Origin of the sequence: Kitasatospora sp. NPDC058063 (genome assembly GCF_042885395.1) — a bacterium.
In the GTDB taxonomy this organism is placed as follows: Bacteria; Actinomycetota; Actinomycetes; order Streptomycetales; family Streptomycetaceae; genus Kitasatospora; species Kitasatospora lactacystinica.
The window spans coordinates 122,130-140,988 of record NZ_JBHVSD010000011.1; the positions used below are offsets into that span (position 1 = coordinate 122,130).

An 18,859-nucleotide genomic window follows, 5' to 3' on the forward strand; every position below is an offset into this window, starting at 1 on the left:
GAGCGGTCACTGGTTGTCCGGCAGTCCCATCGGGTTGATCGGCAGCCGGCCGCGACAGAGCGCCGAGATCGGCTTCAACGCCGCGGCGAGCCGGTCGAGTTCGCTCCGCGGGTAGTCGTCCCAGACCCGGGCCGCGGCCAGGTCGGTGGCGGCCTCCAGGGTCTGGTGACGGATCCGGCCGAGCTCGGTGACCGTTCCCTCGGCGGTCAGCCAGCCGCGCTCGACCAGGCGGTCGGCCGCCGCCTCCCACTCGGCGTCCGTCCACCCGCGCAGCGGCTGGAGCATCTCGCGCCGCATGTCCATCGCGCAGCGGACCACCAGGGCCTCGCAGCCGTCCAGCCCGGCCGCCACCAGGGCGGCCACGTGGCCGTCGCCGCGGTGCTCGCGCATCACGGTGGCGGCCTGCCAGAGCCGCTCGTACAGGCCGCTCGGGCGGGGCAGCGCGGCGTTGGCGGCGGCCAGCACCCGCCCGGCGCAGTCCAGCCGGGTGGCGGCCTGCTCCAGGGTCTCGGCGACCAGCTCGACCTGCTCCTTGTCCACGTGCTCCAGCAGCGCCTCCAAGATCGTCGCGGAGGCCTTCAGTCGGGCGGTCAGCGCCTCCTCCGGGCTCGCGTGGTTCCACACCTCCGGCAGGGCGCGCTCGACCATCGAGGGGGAGAAGTTGAAGAAGGCGGCGGTCACCGGCGGGGCGTCCACCGCGCCGAGCGGGGCCGATCGGGTGGCGAAGTAGCCGTGCAGTCGGCCGTGCAGGCCGGCCTCCTCGAAGGCGGCGCGGCCCTCGGGCAGGAAGTAGGTGACGGCGTGCACCGGCTCGAAGAGCCACCACAGCGCGCGGGCGGGGTGGACGAGATCGGTCATCGGGAGACCTTCCTCGGACGGAGCTCCGGGCGGGCCGGGGAGCTCGGCGGTCGGGACGGCCCGGCGGGAGCCGCGGCGGGCCGTGGCCCGTTCAAGGGCTGATGACCACGGCGGGGGCCCCGGTAATCCTGCCGGGGGTGTGATGACGGTCACGCCGGGGCGGCGCTGTGCGCCCGGCGGCGGTACGGCGCGGGATGATGGGATGAGGTGCCCGCTCCCGGGGGGCGCCCAGCCCCCGCAGGTCCTCGTACGAAGGTAGTCGGTCATGGCCCAGATCAACCCCAGCATCCTGTCCGCGGACTTCGCCCGGCTCGCCGACGAGGCCGAGGCCGTCCGGGGTTCCGACTGGCTGCACGTGGACGTCATGGACAACCACTTCGTGCCCAACCTGACCCTCGGCGTCCCGGTGGTCGAGTCGCTCGCCCGCGCCACCGACACCCCGCTCGACCTCCACCTGATGATCGAGGACCCGGACCGCTGGGCCCCGCAGTACGTCGAGGCCGGCGCCGGCTCGGTGACCTTCCACGTCGAGGCCGCCGCCGCGCCCGTCCGGCTCGCCCGCGAGATCCGCGCCAAGGGCGCCCGCGCGTCGATGGCGCTCAAGCCGGGCACCCCGATCGAACCGTACGAGGACCTGCTGCCCGAGCTCGACATGGTGCTGATCATGACCGTCGAGCCTGGCTTCGGCGGCCAGGCCTTCCTGGACATCATGCTGCCGAAGATCCGCCGCACCCGGGAGCTGATCGCCAAGCACGACCTGGAACTGTGGCTGCAGGTGGACGGCGGCGTCGCGGCGAACACCATCGAGCGCTGCGCGGAGGCGGGCGCGGACGTGTTCGTGGCCGGCTCGGCGGTGTACGGGGCCGAGGACCCGGCCGAGGCGGTCCGCAAGCTGCGGGACCTCGCCGACAAGGCGACGGCGGACGCCTGGTGGGCCTGCGGGCACTGAGGCCCGCCGGGCCTTCGCCGAGCCGTTGAACCGCCGGGCCGCCGGCGGTGCCGGCACCGCCGGATGGCCGGGCGCGGGTGGAGGAACGCCGCACCGTGGCGGATGATCGGTGACGACGTCCTCCGAGGACCGTGCCCGGCCCCTCTCCGTACGGTGGTGGAACCGCGATGAGCAACCTCGACCTCAGGCCCGCCCCGGCCGGCTGCGGCCGCGAGGCCAGCGCCGGCCCGGTGAAGGATCTGCTGACGGCCCGTCAATTCCCGCTCGGTGGCAGCACGGTGGTCCGGCGCCTGCTGCCCAACCTGGGCCGCCGGATGGTGGGCGCCTGGTGCTTCGTGGACCACTACGGGCCCGACGACATCGCCGACGAGCCCGGCATGCGGGTCCCGCCGCACCCGCACATGGGCCTCCAGACGGTCAGCTGGCTCCACCAGGGCGAGGTGCTGCACCGCGACAGCCTCGGCAGCCTCCGGACCGTCCGGCCGTACGAGCTGGGCCTGATGACCTCCGGCCGGGCGATCTCGCACTCCGAGGAGTCCCCGCGCCCGCACGCCCGCCACCTGCACGGCGCCCAGCTCTGGGTGGCCCTCCCGGAGGCCGGCCGGAACATCGCCCCCGCCTTCGAGCACCACCCCGACCTGCCCGTGGTCACCGGCCGGGGCCTGCGCGCCACCGTCATCCTCGGCACCCTCGACACCGCCATCTCGCCCGGGACCGTCCACACCCCGCTGGTCGGCGCCGACCTCGCCCTCGCCGACGGCGCGGACCTCCGCCTCCCGCTCGTCCCCGACTTCGAGTACGCCGTCCTCGCCATGTCCGGCCGCGTCGACGTCGACGGCGTCCCGGTCGAGCCCGGCTCCATGCTCTACCTCGGCTGCGGTCGCCCCGACCTCCCGCTGCGCGCCCACGGCGACGCCGCCGTCCTGCTCCTCGGCGGCGAGCCCTTCGACGAGCGGATCGTCATGTGGTGGAACTTCGTCGGCTGCTCCACCGAGGAGATCGCGCGGGCCCGGGCCGACTGGATGACCGGCGACCGCTTCGGCGAGGTGCACGGCTACGACGGCGAGCGGCTGCCCGCCCCGGAGCTGCCGGCCGTCCCGTTGAAGGCGCGGGGGCGCGAGCGCTGACCCGCGGGCCGGTGTCGGCCCGCGGGACGGGTGCCAGCGGCCGGCTCGCCCGGCTCAGCCGGCGACGGCCGCTTCGGGTGAGGTGACCGCCTTGGCCGAGAGGGCGCGGCCGTAGCGGCGCAGCAGGAGGACGGCGGTGGTGGCGAGGCCGACGAGCAGGCCGAGCCAGAGGCCGCGGGTCTCGCCGCCGAGGGGGTAGGCGAGGAGCCAGGAGGCGGGCAGGCCCACGAGCCAGTAGCCGATCAGGGTGATGCGGAAGCCGCTCCTGGTGTCGTCGAGGCCGCGCAGCAGGCCGACGCCGATGTTCTGGGCGCAGTCGAAGAACTGCAGCACGGCGACGACGGCCAGGAGTCCGGTGGCGATCCGCAGGCCCTGCTGGTCGGCGGCCGCGCCGGGGTCGAAGTAGGGCCGCAGGACGAGGTCGGGCACGGTGAGGTAGGCGATGCCGACGAGGGTGGTGACGGCGGCGCCGCAGGCGAGTGCGGTGTTCTTGATCCGCCGGGCCGCGGCGTACTCGCCGAGGGCGAGTTCGCGGCTGACGTTGATGGAGGCCGCGTGGGAGAGGCCCACGGCGACCTGGAAGACGATGTAGATCAGCTGGTTGACGGCGGTGTGGGCGGCGAGCGCGGCGGCGCCGAAGCTGCCGGCGAGCAGGGCGGTGACGGAGAAGAAGCCGGCCTCGGAGCCGTAGGTGGCGGCGATCGGGGTGCCGAGGCCGAGCAGGCGGCGCACGGTGGGGGCGTCGGCGCGCCAGAAGTCCGGGCTCAGCAGGGGTGCGAGCTGCGGGTCGCGGCGGGCCGAGGCGTAGAGGGCGAGGAAGGAGAGCAGGTAGACGCTGCTGGTGGCGACGCCGATGCCGGTGAGGCCGAGTTTGGGCAGACCCCAAGTGCCGTGGATGAAGAGCCAGTTGAGTCCGGCGTTGATGGCGACGGAGGCGATGGTGATCTGCAGCAGGGCCTGGGGGCGGCGCATGCCGACGGTGAACTGGCGGATCGCCTGGAACCAGAGGCAGGGGAGCAGGCCGGGGGCGAGGGCGGCGAGCATGCCCTGGGCGCGGTGGGCGACTTCCGCGTCCTGGCCGAGCCAGGTGGCGGCCTGGCCGATGAGCACCATCAGGACGGCGCCCGCGAGGCCGGCCAGGGTGGCGACGGCCATCGCCGCCCGGACCAGGCCGCGGACCTCGTCGCCGTCGTCGGCCGCGTCCTCGTCCCGTTCGGCGCGCGCGGCGGCGGCCGCGACCTGGTTGCCGACGGAGGTGACGAGGCCGACGCCCATGGTGCGCAGCTGGTTGAAGACGACCAGGGCGAGGCCGCCGGCCGCCAGGGCCTCGGTGCCGAGCACGCCCATCATGATGGTGTCGGTGGTGGTGAGGGCGACCTGGGCGAGCTGGGTGAGGGCGAGCGGGACGGCGAGGGCGGCGAGTGCGCGGCTGTCGCGGGCGAGGGTGGCTGGCTGCTGCATCGTGGGTGTCACGTTTCTCGGAAGTCAGGGCCGGCGGAGTTTGGTGAGCGTCTCGTCGATGTCGGCCTCCACGGCCTCGTCGAGCAGTGCGCGGGCGTTCATCCAGTCGTCGTTGAAGACGGTGTCCATGTACTTCTCGCCACCGTCGTTGATGAAGGCGACCATAACGGCATCCGGCGCCAGGGCCGGCAGGCGGTTCAGGGCCTCGTGGACGACGCCTCCGGCGGAGCCGCCGATGAGCAGGCCGGTGCGGCGGGCGACGACGCGGGCGGTCGCGAAGGCCTCGATGTCGCCGACCTTCACTCCCTCGTCGATGAGGTCGTAGTCCACCAGCAGGCCGATGGTGGCGCCCTCGGGGGTGCCGGTGCCGGACTGGTAGTAGTCGTGGGCGGGCGGCCCGAAGGCGATCGAGCCCTTCGGTTCGACGCCCACGACGGCGACGCCGGGCACGGAGCGCTTGAGCTCGCGGGCGGTGCCGCACAGGCCGCCGCCGGTGCCGACCGCGCCGATCAGCACGTCGACCCGGTTGTCGAGGGCCTGGGCGATCTCGCGGCCGACGGCGTGGTAACCGACCGCGTTGCTGGGGTTGTTGTGCTGCTCGGTGAAGAAGGTGTTGTCCTTGCCGCGGGCCATCTCCTCGGCGAGTTCCTCGCGGGCTGCGGTGTGGAGTTCCTCGCCGTCGGTGTCGGCGTCGACGAAGACGAGTTCGGTGCCCATCGCCTTCATGCCGCGCAGTTTGTCGGCGGCGGCGTGGTTGTCGACGACGGCGGTGAAGCGGTAGCCGCGTTCGGCGGCGACGACGGCCAGGCCCAGGCCGGTGTTGCCGGAGGTGGACTCGATGATGTGGCCGCCTTCGCGCAGGTCGCCGCGTTCCTCGGCGTCGAGGACCATCTGGCGGGCCATGCGGATCTTGGCGCTGCCGGTGGGGTTGAACATCTCCAGTTTCAGCAGCAGCCGGGCGCCGTTGTCGGCGCGGGCGAGTTCGAACAGCGGGGTGCGGCCGATGAGGTCGGACATCCGGCTGACCACCGGGGGGCGGTTCAGGGCGTCGGTCATGGTGGAGCTCCGTGGGGACGGCGGGGCGGGGAGGTTCGTGCGGGGGTCAGCGGTCGAGGCGCCAGCGCGGGCGGTCGCGGTGGTGGTCGATGACGACCTTCGGCGGCAGCGGCAGTTCGTGGAAGGGGGACTCGTTGGAGTCCATCTGGTAGCCCGCGGTGTTGGGGTAGACGAGCAGGTCGCCCACCCGGGGCCGGGCGGGGAAGGCGATCTTGCGCCAGGTGAGCAGGTCGGAGTCCAGGCAGCTGGCCCCTCCCACGCACGCCCGGTACGGCTGTTCCGGGGGTCCGGTGCGGTCGCCGAGCAGGACCGGGTCGGGCAGGTACTCGCTGTTGAACCACTGCTCGGACAGGCTGAGGCTGGTGCCGTCGACGGTGACGATGCCGTACCCGGCGCGGTCCTTGACGCCCTGGACGGGGAACACCGACGACCCGGCGCGGTCCAGCAGGGCGCGGCCGGGCTCCAGCAGGAGCGTCACGCCGGCCTGCCGCAGCCGCTCGGCGAGGCTCGGTCCGGTACCGCCGGGTCGGGCGGCGAGGATCGCGCGCAGCGCGTCGGCGCCGGCGACGGGGGAGTGGTACGGGTAGAAGTCGCCCGCGGCGAAGGCCTTCTCGCCGTGGTAGTGCCCGGGGCCCTGTTCGGTGAGGAAGGTGTCCCAGGCGTCGGCGGCGACGTAGTCGACGGGGAAGCCGCCGCCGATGCTGATCCGGTCCGCCGGCAGGCCCGACGACCGGGCCTTGAGGCAGAGTTCGACGAGCTCTCCGGCGAGGTCGGCGCGTGGCTGGACCGCGTAGCCGGAGAGGTGGAAGCTGAAGCCCTCCATCCGTACGGTGTCCCCGGCCTCGGCGCAGCGTCGCAGGGCCTGGTGCAGTTGCGCGTCGTCCAGGCCGAACCGGCTGCGCGGCTGGGCCGGCGGGTGCCGGCGCAGCAGGACGCGGACGGGACGGTCGGTGTCGAGGCCGAGCAGGCGCTCCAGTTCGTCGAGGGCGTCGACGGCGATCAGTGCGCCCTGCCGGGTGGCGACGCGCAGCAGTTGCTCGTTCTTGGCGGGGCCGGTGACGACGAGGTCCTCGCCGCGCACGCCGTGGCCGAGGGCGTCGCGCAGTTCGCCGAGGGAGGCGACGTCGATTCCGGCGCCGGCCGCGGCGCAGCGCTCCACGAACACGGAGGCCTTGTTGGCCTTCTTCGCGTAGTGGACGCGGCCCTCGACCCCGGCGTCGGCCAGGGCGGCGCGGAACGCGGCGAGGTTGTCGTCGAAGCGTTCGGGCAGCAGGTAGTGGAAGGGGCCGTCCAGGCCGTGGGCGAGTTCCTGGAGCAGCCCGCTGCCGTGGATCCGGTCGGTGAGCGGGTCGGGGTGGGCGGGCAGGCTCAGCGCCACAGGGCCACCTCGGTTCCGAGGCCCTGGGCGGCGGCGAGTTGGGCGAAGCGGTGGCCCAGCGCGATGTCGGTGACGACGAGTCCGCTGTTGTAGGCGAAGATCCGCTGCCCGGGGGCGGTGCGGGCGGCGGCGGTGCCGGAGATGACGACGGGCAGCTCCAGGTCGACGGCCGGGAGCTTGCCGTCGGCGTCGGCCATGTCGGTGCCGGTGACGCGCATCTGGGCCTCGCTGGTGGCGATCACCCGGTCCGCCCGGTGGAGGGTGGAGGGGGCGAGGCCGTGGCCGACCAGGATCGAGACCGCGCCGGCCTTCAGCCAGTCGGCCTCGACGGCGGCGGGGGTGTGGCCGCCGGCGGTCGCGACGATGACGTCGGCGTCGCGGGCGGCGGCCCTGAGGTCGGTGACCAGTTCGAGCTCGCGGTCGGGGAAGTGCCGGGCGAGTTCGGCGCGGACGGCGGCGATGCCGTCGGGGTGGGTCCCGGACAGGAGGAGACGCTGCAGCCCGGGCAGGGCGGTGAGCAGGAACGGCAGTGCCAGGCGGCCCTGGGTGCCGGTGCCGATCACCAGCGCGGTCGAGGCGTCGGGGGCGGCGCACTCGCGGGCCAGCAGGGCGGAGACGGCCGGGGTGCGCAGGGATCCGATGCGGGAGCAGTCCATCATGGCGACGGGCAGGCCGGTGACGTCGTCGTAGATGGTCAGCGTCGTGTAGTAGTGCTGGTTCTCGCGGCTCCGGTCGAGGCCGTGCTTGTAGGAGGTCTTGACGGCGACGACGTTGCGCACGCCGTCGCGGCCGAGCATGGCGTAGGAGACGGAGTGGCCGTCGGCGGGCTTGACGGTGAGTTTGCGCGGGTTGTCGGACTGGCCGGCGGCCAGGGTGCGGTAGGCCTGTTCGACGGTGTCGACGACGTCGGCGAGGGTGATGTCCAGGCCGGCGAGGTCGCTGGTGGACAGTACGCGCAGGGTGGTGTCGTCCCGGTCCATGAGGGTGCCCTTTCGAGGTGGTGAGGCGGCGGCAGTGGTGGGTTCAGGCGGCCCGGGCGGTGAGGGCGGCCTGGCCGTAGCCGTGTTCGTCGTGCTCGGCGAGCGGTCGGGTGGGGCGGTCTTCCACGCGTACCGAGGCGCGCTTGAGCCAGCGGTCGGTGCCGTCGTAGCGGGCCCGGAACGGCACCCGGCCGTGGACGACGACGTCGTTGTCGACGACCAGGACGTCACCCGGTTCCAGGCTCACCGCGACCGAGACGCGGGCCAGTTCGTCACCGAGGCGCCGGTACGCCGCGCGCCATGCCTCGTCCGCCTCGTCCAGCGGGGTGTAGGCGGGGTCGTAGCGCATGGTCAGGCCCTCGGGGGCCTCGAAGAGGGTGGGGACCGGCGCGGGCCGGCCGCCGAACTTCCGGGCCTGCTCGTAGGCGTCGTCGGGCAGGATCGGTGCGACGGGCCGCTTCAGCTGCTCGACGTCGGCGTCGGTCAGGTCGGTCAGGCGCACGCTGGCCGCGGTGGTGGCGATGGCGTCGTGGTTGCGCATGCAGCACAGCAGCAGCAGGTGCGCGCGGCCGGGGTGGAAGGCGTCCTCGGTGTGCGGGGTGAGCAGGACGGAGCTGGAGGCCCCGGTCTGCTCGCTCTCGTGGCCCGGCGTCGGGACGATGTTGTGCACGAACCGGCCGTCCTGCTGGCCGTCCCAGGCGATCGGGGTGCCCATCGCCGTGGAGACGAGCAGCAGCACCACGTCCCAGAGCGCGCCGGAGTCGCCGACGGTCGACCAGTGGCCGGGGGTGGGCCCGAGGCGGGTGTCGTCGATCTCCAGTCCGCGCAGTACGAACAGGCCGTCGGCGGTGTCGGCCGGACGCAGTCGGTGGCGCAGCGGTTCGCCGAGCCGGGCGCACTTCACGGGCAGGTCGGCCAGCAGGGCGGGGCTGGTCGCGGAGCCGTGGAGGGCCAGCAGTTCGGCCGCGGTGGAGGTGAGTTCCGCGACGGCGTCGGCGTCGAGACGGCGTACCGGGGCAGGGCAGGTGGGCACGGCGGGACCTTCCGGGGACAGGGGGAGGAGAGGTGCGGGGTGCGGGCACGTGGCGTCACCTCGCCGGTGCGGGACGGCGACGGGAGCTGCGCGTGGGGCATCGGTCCGGGGCGGCTCGAACGGCCGGACGACAGGAAACGTAACAACGACTTTTAGGTAAGGCAAGCCTTACCCGGCTGGATGTCTACATTTACGTAGTCTCGGCTCCGGGCGGCGGCGCACGCGCGGCGCAGGGACAACTTCCCTGCTCGCGGGCCGGATTGGGGCGCGGGGGCGCATGGCCGGAAGTCGAGTGCGCCCCGCCGGACGGCTTGCGACTTGTCTTGAATTTAGGGTAGGTAACCCTAAGCAAATCGAGCGCGGAACCGAGACGAGGATCGAACGTGGGCGTCACCAGACGACAGCTGCTGTGGGCCGGAGCCGGAGCCGGGGCGATCGGCGTGCTCGCCGCCTGCGGTGGCGGCAAGGGTGGCGCCGGGGAAGCCGCGGCCTCGGGTGGGACCGGTCAACAGCCCCGCCCCGGAGGGACGCTGAAGGTCGGTGCGCTCGGCAAGGCCTCGGCGGTCACCCGGGACCCGCACGGCACCCAGGCCAACGAGAGCGACTACCTCATCATCAGCCTGATCCACGACACGCTCGCGATACCCGGGGCCACGGCCAACACCGCTCCCCGCCTGGCCGCCTCCTGGAAGCCGTCGGACGACCTGAAGACCTGGCGCTTCACCCTGGCCGACGGCGCCACCTTCCACGACGGCACCCCGGTCACCGCCGACGACGTCGTCTGGTCGCTGAAGCGGCTGCGCAACACCCCGGCGGGCAAGAGCCGCCTGCCCGGCATCCAGCCCGAGGGCATCACCGCCGAGGACGCCAGGACCGTCGTCCTGGTCTCCGACTACGCCAACGCCGACCTGCCGCTGCTGACCCGCCTGACCACCTTCGTCCTCAAGAAGGACACCAAGGACGACGCGGTCGCCGGCGCCCCGGGCACCGGCCCCTTCAAGCTCGACTGGTACCGCGACGGCAACGCCCGCCTGGTGCGCAACGACAACTGGTACGGCGGCAAGGTCCTGCTGGACGCCGTCGAGGTCCGCCTGTTCGAGAGCCCCCAGGCCATGGCCAACGCCCTGCTCGCCGGACAGATCGACGTCGCCTCCAACGTCGGTGCCGTCGCCGCCCGCACCGCCGAGGCCCGCAAGGACATCCAGATCGTCCGCCGGCCCAACGACATGGCGATGCCCGTCGTCATGCGCACCGCGGACGGCCCGTTCGCCGACGTACGGGTGCGCGAGGCCCTCAGGCTCGCCGTCGACCGCGACGCCATGGTCAAGCAGGTCCTCTCCGGCTACGGCAGCGTCGCCAACGACGTCCTCGGCACCGGCGACCCCGCCTTCGCCAAGGACATCCCGCAGCGCACCCGCGACCTCGCCAAGGCCAGGCAGCTGCTCGCCGACGCGGGCTTCGACACCTCCAGGACCTACGACCTGACCACCACCGAGGACATCGCCGGACTCGCCGAGTCCGCGACCCTCTTCGCCACCCAGGTCCGCGAGGCCGGCGTGAGGATCAACGTGGTGAAGCAGGACTCCAAGGTGTTCTGGGACGACACCTGGCTCAAGGGCACGCTCTACACCAGCTACTGGGGCACCAACGACTCCGTCGTCTTCTTCGCCTCCAAGACGATGCTCTCGGACGCGGGCCAGAACGAGTCCGGCTGGAACGAGCCGAGCTTCGACGAGACCTACCGCAAGGCCATGGGCACCGCCGACACCGCCGAGCGCGGCAAGCTGCTCCACCAGCTCCAGGAGATCGAGTTCGCGAAGTCCGGCTACCTGCTGTGGGGCATGGCCGACGGCATCGACCTCGCCGGCGCGGCCGTGCGCGACCTGCCCAAGCTCCCCGGCTACGGCCGCGTCCAGCTCGAGAAGACCTGGCTGGCGCGTTGACCACCCCTCGCCCGGTGGACGCGAAAGCGTCCCGCAGCCTCCCGGCCCGCATCCTCCCCGGTGCGGGCCGGGTCGCCCGGCAGGCCGTACGGCGCCTGGTCCTGCTCGTCGTCCTGCTCGCCGCCGTCTTCGCGGCCGTCGAACTCCTCCCGGGCGACGCCGCCGGCGCGAGCTCCGACCGGGGCGTCACCGCCGCCGACCTCGCCGCCCGCCGCACCGCCATGGGCCTCGACCGCCCGGTCGCCGAGCGCTTCCTGGACTGGATGACCGGCCTGCCCACCGGCGACCTCGGCACCACCGCGCGCGGACAGCACGTCACCGACGTCCTGGCCGGCCCCTTCCCCAACACCCTCCTGCTCGGCACCCTCGCCCTCGCCCTCAGCACCGCCGGAGCCCTCGCCCTCGGCGGCTGGGCGGCGCTGCGCCCCGGCGGGCGCGTCGACCGCGCCGTCGACACCCTGTCCACCGCCGCGTTCGCCCTCCCGGAGTTCGTCGTCTCGGTCGCCCTGCTCCTGCTGCTCTCCCAGTGGACCGGCTGGCTGCCCGCCGTCACCCTCACCGGCGCCGACGGCAGACCCGAGTCATGGACCATGATCGTCCTGCCGCTGCTCTCCCTGGCGGTCCCCCAGATCGGCTGGAACACCCGCATCGTGCGCGGCGCACTCGCCGACCAGGCCGCCCTGCCGCACGTCCAGGCCGCCGTCCTCGACGGCCTGCCCCGCCGACGCATCCTCAGCCACCACATGCTCCCCGGCGCCCTGCCCGCCGTCGCCGTCGGCATCGCCACCTCCGCCGGCATGCTCCTCGGCGGCACCGTCGTCGTCGAAACCCTCTTCAACTACCCCGGCGTCGGTGCCGTCCTGGCCGGCGCCATCACCGACCGCGACACCCCGCTCGTCGCCGGAGTCGTGGCCGCGGCCGGCGCCGCCATCAGCCTGCTCCTGCTGCTCGCCGACCTCGTCCGCACCACCACCCTCGGAGAAGAGCGACGATGACCGCCGACGCCCCGACAGCGGCCCCCGCGCCCGCCACCCGAGGGAAGCGACGGGTGCTCGTGCGCGCGGTTCCCGCCCTCGCCCTCGTCGCCCTCGCACTCGCCGGGCCGCTCCTCGCCCCGCACCCGATCGACACCCCGGTCACCTTCCCCTACGCCGAAGCGGGCAGCGACGCGCCGCTCGGCGGCGACCAGCTCGGCCGCGACGTCTTCAGCCGACTGCTGACCGGGGGCGCGCCCCTGATCGCCACCGCCCTGGCCATCGCCCTCGTCGTCACCGCGGCGGCCACCGCCATCGGCATCCTCGCCGTGCTGCGCCCGGCCCTCGGCCGGTGGATCGAACGCGCCGCGGACCTGACGATCCTGCTCCCGTCCGTCCTCGCCATCATGCTGATTGCCCTGGCCTGGCCCGGCGGCGGACGCCTCGCCGTCGCCGCCGCGGCCACCCTCCTCGGCATCCCCTACGCGGTCCGGATCGTCGCCGCCGCGGCCGCCCCCCTCGCCACCGCCGGCTTCGTCGAGGCCGCGGCCGCGGGCGGCGAGAACCTCTGGCACCTCACCGTCCACGAGGTCCTCCCCAACCTGCGCTCCACCGTCCTCGCCCTGTTCGGCCTGCGCTTCGTCGAGGGCGTCTACATCGTCTCCGTCGCCGCCTTCCTCCAACTCGGCCCCCAACCCCCGGAAGCCGACTGGGCGTTGATGATCCGCGAGAACGCCGCCGGCATCACCCTCAACCCGTGGGCCGTCGGAGCGCCCTGCCTCGCCATCGGCCTGCTCGCCATCGGCGTCAACCTCGCCGCCGAAGCCCTCGCCCCCGCCCGGCCCACCCCGGAGACCCCGCTGTGAGCACCACCGACCCCGCTGCCCGTGCCGCCGCCCTGTCCGTCACCCTCGGGGACACCCCGCTGCTCACCGACGCCACGCTCACCCTCGCCCCGGGCCGCGTCACCGCCGTCACCGGGCCCTCCGGCGCCGGCAAGACCACCCTGCTGCGCGCCCTCGTCGGCGCCCTCCCGCCGGGCGCGCGCGTCACCGCCGGCAGCCTCACCGTCCTCGGCCACGACATCCTCGCCCTCCCGCCCGAGGAACTGCGCCGGCTGCGCCGCCACAAGCTCGCCTTCGTCGGCCAGGACCCGGGCTCCGGACTCAACCCCCGCATGCGCGTCGACCGCCTCGTCACCGAGACCGCCGCCGACCGCCGCGGCACCTCCGTCACGGACCTGCTGCGCACCGTCCGCCTGCCGGTCGGCGAAGGCCTCGAACGCCGCCGGACCGAGCACCTCTCCGGCGGACAGCAGCGGCGCGTCGCCCTCGCCCGTGCCCTCGCCCGCCGCCCCGCGATCCTCCTCCTCGACGAACCCACCGCCGGCCTGGACGCCGCCCTGCGCGACGACATCGCCGACCTGCTGCACGACATCGCCGACCGCGACGGCATCGCCATCGCTCTCACCAGCCACGACCCCGACTTCGTCGCCCGCTGCGCCGACGACGTCCTCGCCCTGTGGCCGGACCGTCCGGTCACGGCCCCGGGCACGCCCGCAACGCCCCCGGCGCCTGCCCCGGCCCGCGTCGGCGCCGACGCGGTGCCTGCCCCGGCCCGCGTCCGCGGCGACGCGGTGCCCGTCGTCGAGGTGAAGGCACTCGACGCCCGGGTCGGCACCGGCCGCGGCCGCCACCGGGTCTTCGCCGGCCTCGACCTCGCCCTGCGGCCCGGCACGCTGACCGGGATCACCGGCCCGTCGGGGTGCGGCAAGACCACGCTGCTGCGCGCCCTCGCGGGACTCCACCGCCCCGAGGCCGGCCGGATCACCCTCGGCGGCGAACTCCTGGCGTCCTCCTACCGGCGGCGCACCCGCGACCAGCGCCGCCGCGTCCAACTCGTCCCGCAGAACCCGCTCGGCGCCCTCAACCCCACCCGCACCGTCGGCGCCACCCTCACCCGCCCGCTGAGGCTCCACTCCGTACGGCCCGCCGACCGGTGCGACGCCCGCGTCGCCGAACTGCTCACCGCGGTCGGCCTCACCCCCGGTCACGCCGACCGCCACCCCCACGAACTCTCCGGCGGGCAGCGCCAGCGCGTCTCCATCGCCCGTGCCCTGGCCGCCGAACCCGACGTCCTGCTCTGCGACGAGGTCACCTCCGCCCTCGACGCCGACACCGCCGAGGGCATCATGGAACTCCTGCGCGGCCTACGGACCGACCAGGGCCTCGCCGTCGTCCTGGTCAGCCACGACCTGCCCCTGCTCTCGGCCCACGCGGACCTCCTCCTCGCCCTCGACGGCGCCGACGGGGTGCCGCTCACGGAGCACCGTGCGGCCCCGAGCCCGGTGCCGAACTGAGCTCTCCGCGCAGGGGGGGTCAGCCCGGCGTTCCGACGTCCGGCCCCTCGGCGGGGCCGACGCCCTCCCGGACCCTGGCCCAGGTCCGCCGGGAGCCGCGGGTCAGCGTCCAGCCGCTCGTCCCGCGGGGCCGCGGCCGCTGCCCGGCTCCGCGGGCGGCGGCCGCGCACACGCGCCGGAGAAGGGAGTTGAGCTCGACGCGCTGCCCCTTCGTCAAGGACGCCAGCAGGTCGTCCTGCGTCGCCGACGCATCGGTGTGGAGCACGTCCAGGGCGGACTCGCCCGTGGGGGTGATGGTCAGAACCTCCTGGCGACCGCCGACGTGGACGACCATCGACTGCACCAGGCGTGCCGACAGGAGATCGTCGAGGGCCTGGTCCACCTCGGCCGCGGGCGCCGTGGCACGGGAGGTGAGGTCGTGCCGACCGTGCGGTCCCAGCTGCGCCAGCGCCGACAGCAGCGCGTGGTGGACCGGGGTCAGCCCGCGGTGTTCCAGCCGCTCCGCCAGCAGGCGGTCGACGGCCCGCCCGGCCTCCGACAGGAGGTAGACGGACTGCTCGAACGGACTCGACGAGCCCTGCCGTCCGTCGTACAAACCGTGTCCCCATCATCGGAAGAGCGCGACGCCCTCGGCGTCGAAAGCGGCAAACCGAGGCTCACCATACCTACGCTTCCGATCGTTGGTCTACATCGATGTCGTCAGATCGGTCAGGGGCCGACGATCCTCCTCGCCGCATGCTCCACGTACTCGTGCAGGCCGTAGGCGAGGCCGAGCGCCAGCAGCGCCGACACCACCACCGCGGCGACGAGACCGGACACGGCCGCACGTGGCCCGCGCCCCCTGGGCCCGGCGGGCGCCGGCTCCAGCAGGGCCTGAACCCGCCGGGGGACCGGTCCCGTGCTGACGGACAGGAGCCGGCTGCCGCGCACCCCCGTCCCGGCCGAGCCGGCCAGTGCGGCGCGGGCGATGGCGGTCGCGGCGACCCTCCGGTCCCCCACCGCCGTCGCGGCGGCCTCGTCCGCCCACCGCTCCAGGTGGAACTCCAGCGCGGGCCCCAGGCGCGCGAGCGCCGGATGCACGGCCGAGGCCAGGTCGACGACGGCCGAGAGCACATGGTGCCGTCCGCGGAGATGGGCCCGTTCATGGGCGAACAGCACCGTGCGTTCCGACGGCCCGAGCGCCCCGAGCATGCCCTCCGACACGACGACGCGGGCGGCACGGCCACGGAAGCGCGGCAGGGCGAAGGCCTCCGCCTCCTCACCCGGGACGACGAGCACGTCGCCCTCGGCCGTCCCCCCGCCGGTCAGCGCCCACGCGCGGGACAGCAGCGCACGCTGCCGGCGAGCGGCCAGCACCAGCCGCACCGCCTGCACGGCGAGCAGGACCCCGGCGGCACCGGACACCGGCACCACCGCCGGCCAGTCCGCCGTCACCCGGGCGAACCGCAGGTGCTCCAGCCCCGCCAGGAACGGCACGTGGAAAAGCCCCGTCAGCGCGGCGACCGTGCCGCCCGCGAGCAGCACGGCCGCCCCCGCGAGGGTCAGGGAGGCCTCGCGCGGCGGGAGCAGCCCGGCCAGACGACGGGCCGCGGGCGCCGCTCCCCACGGAAGGACGACGGTGAGGGCGACGGCCACCAGGAACAGCGTCACGCCCCGCCCTCCAGCACGGCCTCGCCCCCGGCCGGAGCCGGTGCGGCCTCCGCCTCGATCAGCAGGCGCCGCAGGACGTCCCCGTCGTCCGTGGACAGCGAGGACACGAACCGCTTCAGGACGAGGTCCCGTTGCGGCTCCTTCTCCAGCTCCCGGCGCATCCGCCCGGCCGCCAGACCGGCGGCGTCCGCGACCGGCGCGTAGGCGAAGGAACGCCCTGGCCGCGTGCGCTCCAGGGTCCCCTTCTCGTGCAGGCGGGTGAGGATCGTCGCCACGGTCGTCCGGGCGAGGTCCTGGTGCAGCGCCGCCTTGACCTGCTGTGCGGTCATCGGCTCACCGGCCGCCCACAGCACCGCCATCACGTCCGCGACCAGTTCCCCGTGCGGACGCCTGGCCTCCTGACCGTCCCTCGCCATCTCTCTCCCTGTCCCGAAGCGTTCGCCCGGCACACCCCGACGCCGACCCGGTCGGGGACGAGGGCCGCCCGCGCCGGTGCGGCGGGAAGGGGTACGGCCTGTGTGACTTAGGTGTGCCTCAGCTAACTTTACGGGGCGTGCGGATCGCCGCCGAGCCGGCGTCAGCCGGTGAGGTCGTCGAATTCGGCGGCCCAGTCGATGAGGGTGTGCTCGGTGCCCTGGGGGACGAGGGCGAAGCTCTCGCGGCGGAGCCAGCGACGGACCTGGCGGGTGGGGAGATCGAGGAGGGCGATGTCCGCCTGGTTCCTGAGCATGACGCGCAGGGAGGTGCGGGCGTGGCAGGTGCAGGGGGGCCAGATGCGGACGTCGCCGAGGCCGGTGGGCCGGTGGAGGCCTTCCCAGAGGAGCTCGCGGGCGAAGTGCCAGGTGCCCGCTTCGGTGGCGTGGCCGAGGAATTCGAGTGTGACGGCGAACGGGTCGTCGCCGCGGTAGGCGAGGCGTACCGGGACGTCGACGCTCTGGTGCTCGCCGAGGACGAGTCGGGCGTCGAGGGTCAGGTCGGTGGCGGCGGCTTCCGGGCGGGGCTGGGGGTCGGAGAGGGGGTGGTGGGCGGGCACGGGGTGTCTCCTGGGCGGGTTCGGGGCGGCGCGGGACGGGAGGGGCCGTCCGGGCCGGCGGGGTGAGGTGCGGTGTCCGGTCGGGACACGGAGCGCCGGACGACCGGGGCGCCGGTGGCGGTGCGGCGCTCCCGCCTCGGGCCCTGGGAGCTGCCGGGAGCAGGGGGAGGCGGAAGTGCTCCCAGGCTAGGAGGCGGTGCCGGGGTGGATGTTCCGGCCGTGCACCGCGAGGTGATGATCCGCGCACCGTTCGCCCGGCGGGCATGGCCGGGCGCGGGCTCCTCGCTGTCGCGGCTCTGCGGTCCGGCGGTCGGGGGGCGGTGCGGCCGGCGGTGGCGCCGCCGCTTGCCGTGGCGGCAGGGGTGAGTTCAACTGCCGCACGCCGGAAGGGATTTGGCGGGGAGTAGCGATTTCGCGGCGTCGCGCGCAGAGCCTCCTCCGGCGGTCGGTGCCGCCCGGGGCGGCAGTCGTCCGGCTCCGGCGGAGTCGTCGGATCCTCGGTTTGTTGAACGTTTGTCCATCCCGTTTCGCTCCTTGTATGAATGGCGCCGGGAGGCTTTTGATCATGAAGAGGTGGATCCAGCGCTCGCGTTCCGGAGGCGAGGCGCTGCAGACGTTGGTGGACGGCCTGGCCGAGGAACTGGGGCGTTCGGTCGTTCTCGACGACCCCTTGGTGCGGCTGATCTGCACCAGCCGGCACTTCGGCGACGAGGACCGGGTGCGGGTGCGCACGCTGCTGCAGGGCATCGCGGACGACGAGACCATCCGCTACGTGCTGTCGCAGGGGGTCGCCCGGTGGACCCGTCCAGGTGTCCTGCCGGGCCGCGACGACCTGGGGATGCAGCCGCGCTACTGCGCCCCGGTCCGCGAACGGGGCCACGTGCTGGGCATCCTGATGGTCGTGGCGGCGGGCGCGCCCCTCACCGAGGCCGAGCGGGGGGCCATCGACGAGGTGACCCGCGCCGTGGCGGTCGAGATGTACGCCGAGCGGCTGGCCTCGGACGACGACGAGGAGCACACCCGGCGGCTGGTGAGCCGGCTGATCGGCTCGGACTCGGCGCAGCGCTGCGCCGCGCACCAGCGCCTGGTGGACGACGGCCTCCTGCCGGCCGGCCCGCACGTCGTGGTGACCAGCGTCGCCGTCAGCGGGCAGCCGGGGCCCACCGGCCAGACCGAGGTGGCGCTGCGCGGTGCGCTGGAGCCGTTCCGGCAGACCCGGACGGCCCGCGGCCTGTCGATGGTCGACCAGGAGCGGGCGGTGCTGGTGCAGGTCTTCGAACGGGAGCCCGCGGAGGAGGACCTGGACCTGCAGGGCCGGGGCATCGTCCGCTCCCTGACGACCTTCCTGGGCCCGGGCCCGGTCGTGTCGGTGGGCGTGGGCGGGCGCCGGACGGCACTGGCCGACGCGTGGATCTCCTACGACCAGGCCCGGGTGGCGGTGCGCGCGGCCCGCCGGCTGCCCCGGCTGGAGGGCATCGGCGACTGGGAGCGGCTCGGGGAGTACGCCGTCCTCCTCCAACTGCCCGAGAGCGCGCTCAACGACTCCCTCCTGCCCAAGCCGCTGCGGCGCCTGCTGGCGACCGGCGGTGGCAACTCCCGGCTGGAGGAGACCCTGCGCTGCTTCCTGGACAACGCCGGTTCGGTGCCCAGGACCGCGGAGGTCCTGGAGCTGCACCGCACCTCGCTGTACTACCGCCTGCGCCAGATCCAGGAGATCACCGGCCTGGACCTGGACGTCGGCGCGCACCGCCTGGAGCTCCATTTGGGGCTGCGGCTGTGGGACCTGCTGCGGGCTCCGGCGGAGCCGGCCTCCCCGTGGACGGCCTCCCAGCAGACCGCCTTCCCGTAGCCGGCCTCCCCGCCGGCCGCGCGCGGCCGGGCGCGGCGTCACCCCGGAGCGGTGTTGCTACAGAGCGATGAAGCTTCGTCGGGCAATCCCTACGTCGGTCGGTGGTCAGCGGGTTCGGCCCACAGCGAGAATTCTCACGACGAGCTGCCGCTCATCCCCCCGGCGACCTGCGGGTTCCGGCCCCCCCCGGACCCGCGAGCCGACACGAA

General features: G+C 74.2%; 17 protein-coding genes. 7 read left to right on the forward strand and 10 right to left on the reverse strand.

The annotated features are described in order from the left end of the window. Positions 1–6 precede the first annotated feature (6 nt). Entirely contained in the window at positions 7–858 is an 852-nt protein-coding gene (locus ACFVUY_RS20810) for a hypothetical protein (RefSeq protein WP_387731803.1), read from the reverse strand. Positions 859–1,123: 265 nt separating this feature from the next. Here ACFVUY_RS20810 and rpe point away from each other — a divergent pair, with 265 nt between their 5' ends. Then, on the forward strand, positions 1,124–1,807 hold the full coding sequence (gene rpe / locus ACFVUY_RS20815) for a ribulose-phosphate 3-epimerase (protein WP_359897365.1): 684 nt from the start codon (positions 1,124–1,126) through the stop codon (positions 1,805–1,807). Positions 1,808–1,974: 167 nt separating this feature from the next. Continuing rightward, positions 1,975–2,934 (forward strand): pirin family protein, encoded by a 960-nt coding sequence (locus tag ACFVUY_RS20820; protein ID WP_387731806.1) that lies wholly within the window; start codon positions 1,975–1,977, stop codon positions 2,932–2,934. 54 nt (positions 2,935–2,988) lie between these two features. Here ACFVUY_RS20820 and ACFVUY_RS20825 read toward each other — a convergent pair whose 3' ends face one another. The 5 genes from ACFVUY_RS20825 to ACFVUY_RS20845 are packed head-to-tail and all read right to left on the reverse strand — an operon-like array spanning position 2,989 to position 8,842. Then, on the reverse strand, positions 2,989–4,395 hold the full coding sequence (locus ACFVUY_RS20825; RefSeq protein WP_387731809.1) for an MATE family efflux transporter: 1,407 nt from the start codon (positions 4,393–4,395) through the stop codon (positions 2,989–2,991). A gap of 24 nt (positions 4,396–4,419) precedes the next feature. Further along, on the reverse strand, positions 4,420–5,451 hold the full coding sequence (locus ACFVUY_RS20830; protein WP_380542783.1) for a cysteine synthase family protein: 1,032 nt from the start codon (positions 5,449–5,451) through the stop codon (positions 4,420–4,422). Positions 5,452–5,497: 46 nt separating this feature from the next. Then, a complete protein-coding gene (locus ACFVUY_RS20835; RefSeq protein WP_387731812.1) occupies positions 5,498–6,829 on the reverse strand; it encodes a Y4yA family PLP-dependent enzyme in 1,332 nt (443 codons plus the stop codon). Continuing rightward, the gene (locus ACFVUY_RS20840) at positions 6,820–7,809 is read right to left on the reverse strand and encodes an ornithine cyclodeaminase family protein (protein WP_387731814.1); all 990 of its coding nucleotides are present in this window, start codon (positions 7,807–7,809) and stop codon (positions 6,820–6,822) included. Before ACFVUY_RS20840 ends, ACFVUY_RS20835 begins: the two co-directional genes overlap by 10 nt. Before the next feature lie 43 nt (positions 7,810–7,852). Then, positions 7,853–8,842: a TauD/TfdA family dioxygenase gene (locus ACFVUY_RS20845; protein ID WP_387731817.1), complete on the reverse strand. Its 990-nt coding sequence runs from the start codon at positions 8,840–8,842 to the stop codon at positions 7,853–7,855. A 383-nt stretch (positions 8,843–9,225) separates the two neighbouring features. Here ACFVUY_RS20845 and ACFVUY_RS20850 point away from each other — a divergent pair, with 383 nt between their 5' ends. Genes ACFVUY_RS20850 through ACFVUY_RS20865 form a run of 4 tightly spaced genes read left to right on the forward strand, consistent with a single transcriptional unit; the run spans position 9,226 to position 14,118 of the window. Continuing rightward, complete coding sequence (locus ACFVUY_RS20850) at positions 9,226–10,785, forward strand: ABC transporter substrate-binding protein (RefSeq protein ID WP_387692059.1); 1,560 nt, start codon at positions 9,226–9,228, stop codon at positions 10,783–10,785. Between the two features lie 14 nt (positions 10,786–10,799). Then, positions 10,800–11,780: an ABC transporter permease gene (locus ACFVUY_RS20855; protein ID WP_387731819.1), complete on the forward strand. Its 981-nt coding sequence runs from the start codon at positions 10,800–10,802 to the stop codon at positions 11,778–11,780. Then, positions 11,777–12,625, forward strand: a complete 849-nt coding sequence (locus tag ACFVUY_RS20860; RefSeq protein ID WP_387731822.1) for an ABC transporter permease — start codon at positions 11,777–11,779, stop codon at positions 12,623–12,625. Before ACFVUY_RS20855 ends, ACFVUY_RS20860 begins: the two co-directional genes overlap by 4 nt. Further along, positions 12,622–14,118 carry an ABC transporter ATP-binding protein gene (locus ACFVUY_RS20865; protein WP_387731825.1) on the forward strand — a complete coding sequence of 499 codons (1,497 nt, stop codon included), beginning with the start codon at positions 12,622–12,624 and terminating at the stop codon, positions 14,116–14,118. Before ACFVUY_RS20860 ends, ACFVUY_RS20865 begins: the two co-directional genes overlap by 4 nt. A 19-nt stretch (positions 14,119–14,137) precedes the next feature. Here ACFVUY_RS20865 and ACFVUY_RS20870 read toward each other — a convergent pair whose 3' ends face one another. The 4 genes from ACFVUY_RS20870 to ACFVUY_RS20885 form a co-directional block, all read right to left on the reverse strand. Next, complete coding sequence (locus ACFVUY_RS20870) at positions 14,138–14,713, reverse strand: MarR family winged helix-turn-helix transcriptional regulator (RefSeq protein WP_387731828.1); 576 nt, start codon at positions 14,711–14,713, stop codon at positions 14,138–14,140. Between the two features lie 113 nt (positions 14,714–14,826). Next, positions 14,827–15,768 (reverse strand): M48 family metalloprotease, encoded by a 942-nt coding sequence (locus ACFVUY_RS20875; protein WP_387731831.1) that lies wholly within the window; start codon positions 15,766–15,768, stop codon positions 14,827–14,829. Beyond that, positions 15,765–16,184 (reverse strand): BlaI/MecI/CopY family transcriptional regulator, encoded by a 420-nt coding sequence (locus ACFVUY_RS20880; protein ID WP_380542813.1) that lies wholly within the window; start codon positions 16,182–16,184, stop codon positions 15,765–15,767. The genes ACFVUY_RS20875 and ACFVUY_RS20880 overlap by 4 nt, the downstream gene beginning before the upstream one ends. Positions 16,185–16,345: 161 nt before the next feature. Beyond that, positions 16,346–16,801: an SsgA family sporulation/cell division regulator gene (locus ACFVUY_RS20885; protein ID WP_387731834.1), complete on the reverse strand. Its 456-nt coding sequence runs from the start codon at positions 16,799–16,801 to the stop codon at positions 16,346–16,348. Positions 16,802–17,366: 565 nt separating this feature from the next. Between ACFVUY_RS20885 and ACFVUY_RS20890 the strand changes: the two genes are divergently transcribed. Beyond that, positions 17,367–18,650: a PucR family transcriptional regulator gene (locus tag ACFVUY_RS20890; RefSeq protein WP_387731836.1), complete on the forward strand. Its 1,284-nt coding sequence runs from the start codon at positions 17,367–17,369 to the stop codon at positions 18,648–18,650. Positions 18,651–18,859 lie beyond the last annotated feature (209 nt).

What these genes read in the sequence shown, in the direction of transcription:
- ACFVUY_RS20810 (WP_387731803.1), bottom strand. Translation starts at nt 858, where the DNA reads ATGACCGATCTCGTCCACCCCGCCCGCGCGCTGTGGTGGCTCTTCGAG.
- rpe (WP_359897365.1), top strand. Translation starts at nt 1,124, where the DNA reads ATGGCCCAGATCAACCCCAGCATCCTGTCCGCGGACTTCGCCCGGCTC.
- ACFVUY_RS20820 (WP_387731806.1), top strand. Translation starts at nt 1,975, where the DNA reads ATGAGCAACCTCGACCTCAGGCCCGCCCCGGCCGGCTGCGGCCGCGAG.
- ACFVUY_RS20825 (WP_387731809.1), bottom strand. Translation starts at nt 4,395, where the DNA reads ATGCAGCAGCCAGCCACCCTCGCCCGCGACAGCCGCGCACTCGCCGCC.
- ACFVUY_RS20830 (WP_380542783.1), bottom strand. Translation starts at nt 5,451, where the DNA reads ATGACCGACGCCCTGAACCGCCCCCCGGTGGTCAGCCGGATGTCCGAC.
- ACFVUY_RS20840 (WP_387731814.1), bottom strand. Translation starts at nt 7,809, where the DNA reads ATGGACCGGGACGACACCACCCTGCGCGTACTGTCCACCAGCGACCTC.
- ACFVUY_RS20860 (WP_387731822.1), top strand. Translation starts at nt 11,777, where the DNA reads ATGACCGCCGACGCCCCGACAGCGGCCCCCGCGCCCGCCACCCGAGGG.
- ACFVUY_RS20880 (WP_380542813.1), bottom strand. Translation starts at nt 16,184, where the DNA reads ATGGCGAGGGACGGTCAGGAGGCCAGGCGTCCGCACGGGGAACTGGTC.
- ACFVUY_RS20890 (WP_387731836.1), top strand. Translation starts at nt 17,367, where the DNA reads ATGAAGAGGTGGATCCAGCGCTCGCGTTCCGGAGGCGAGGCGCTGCAG.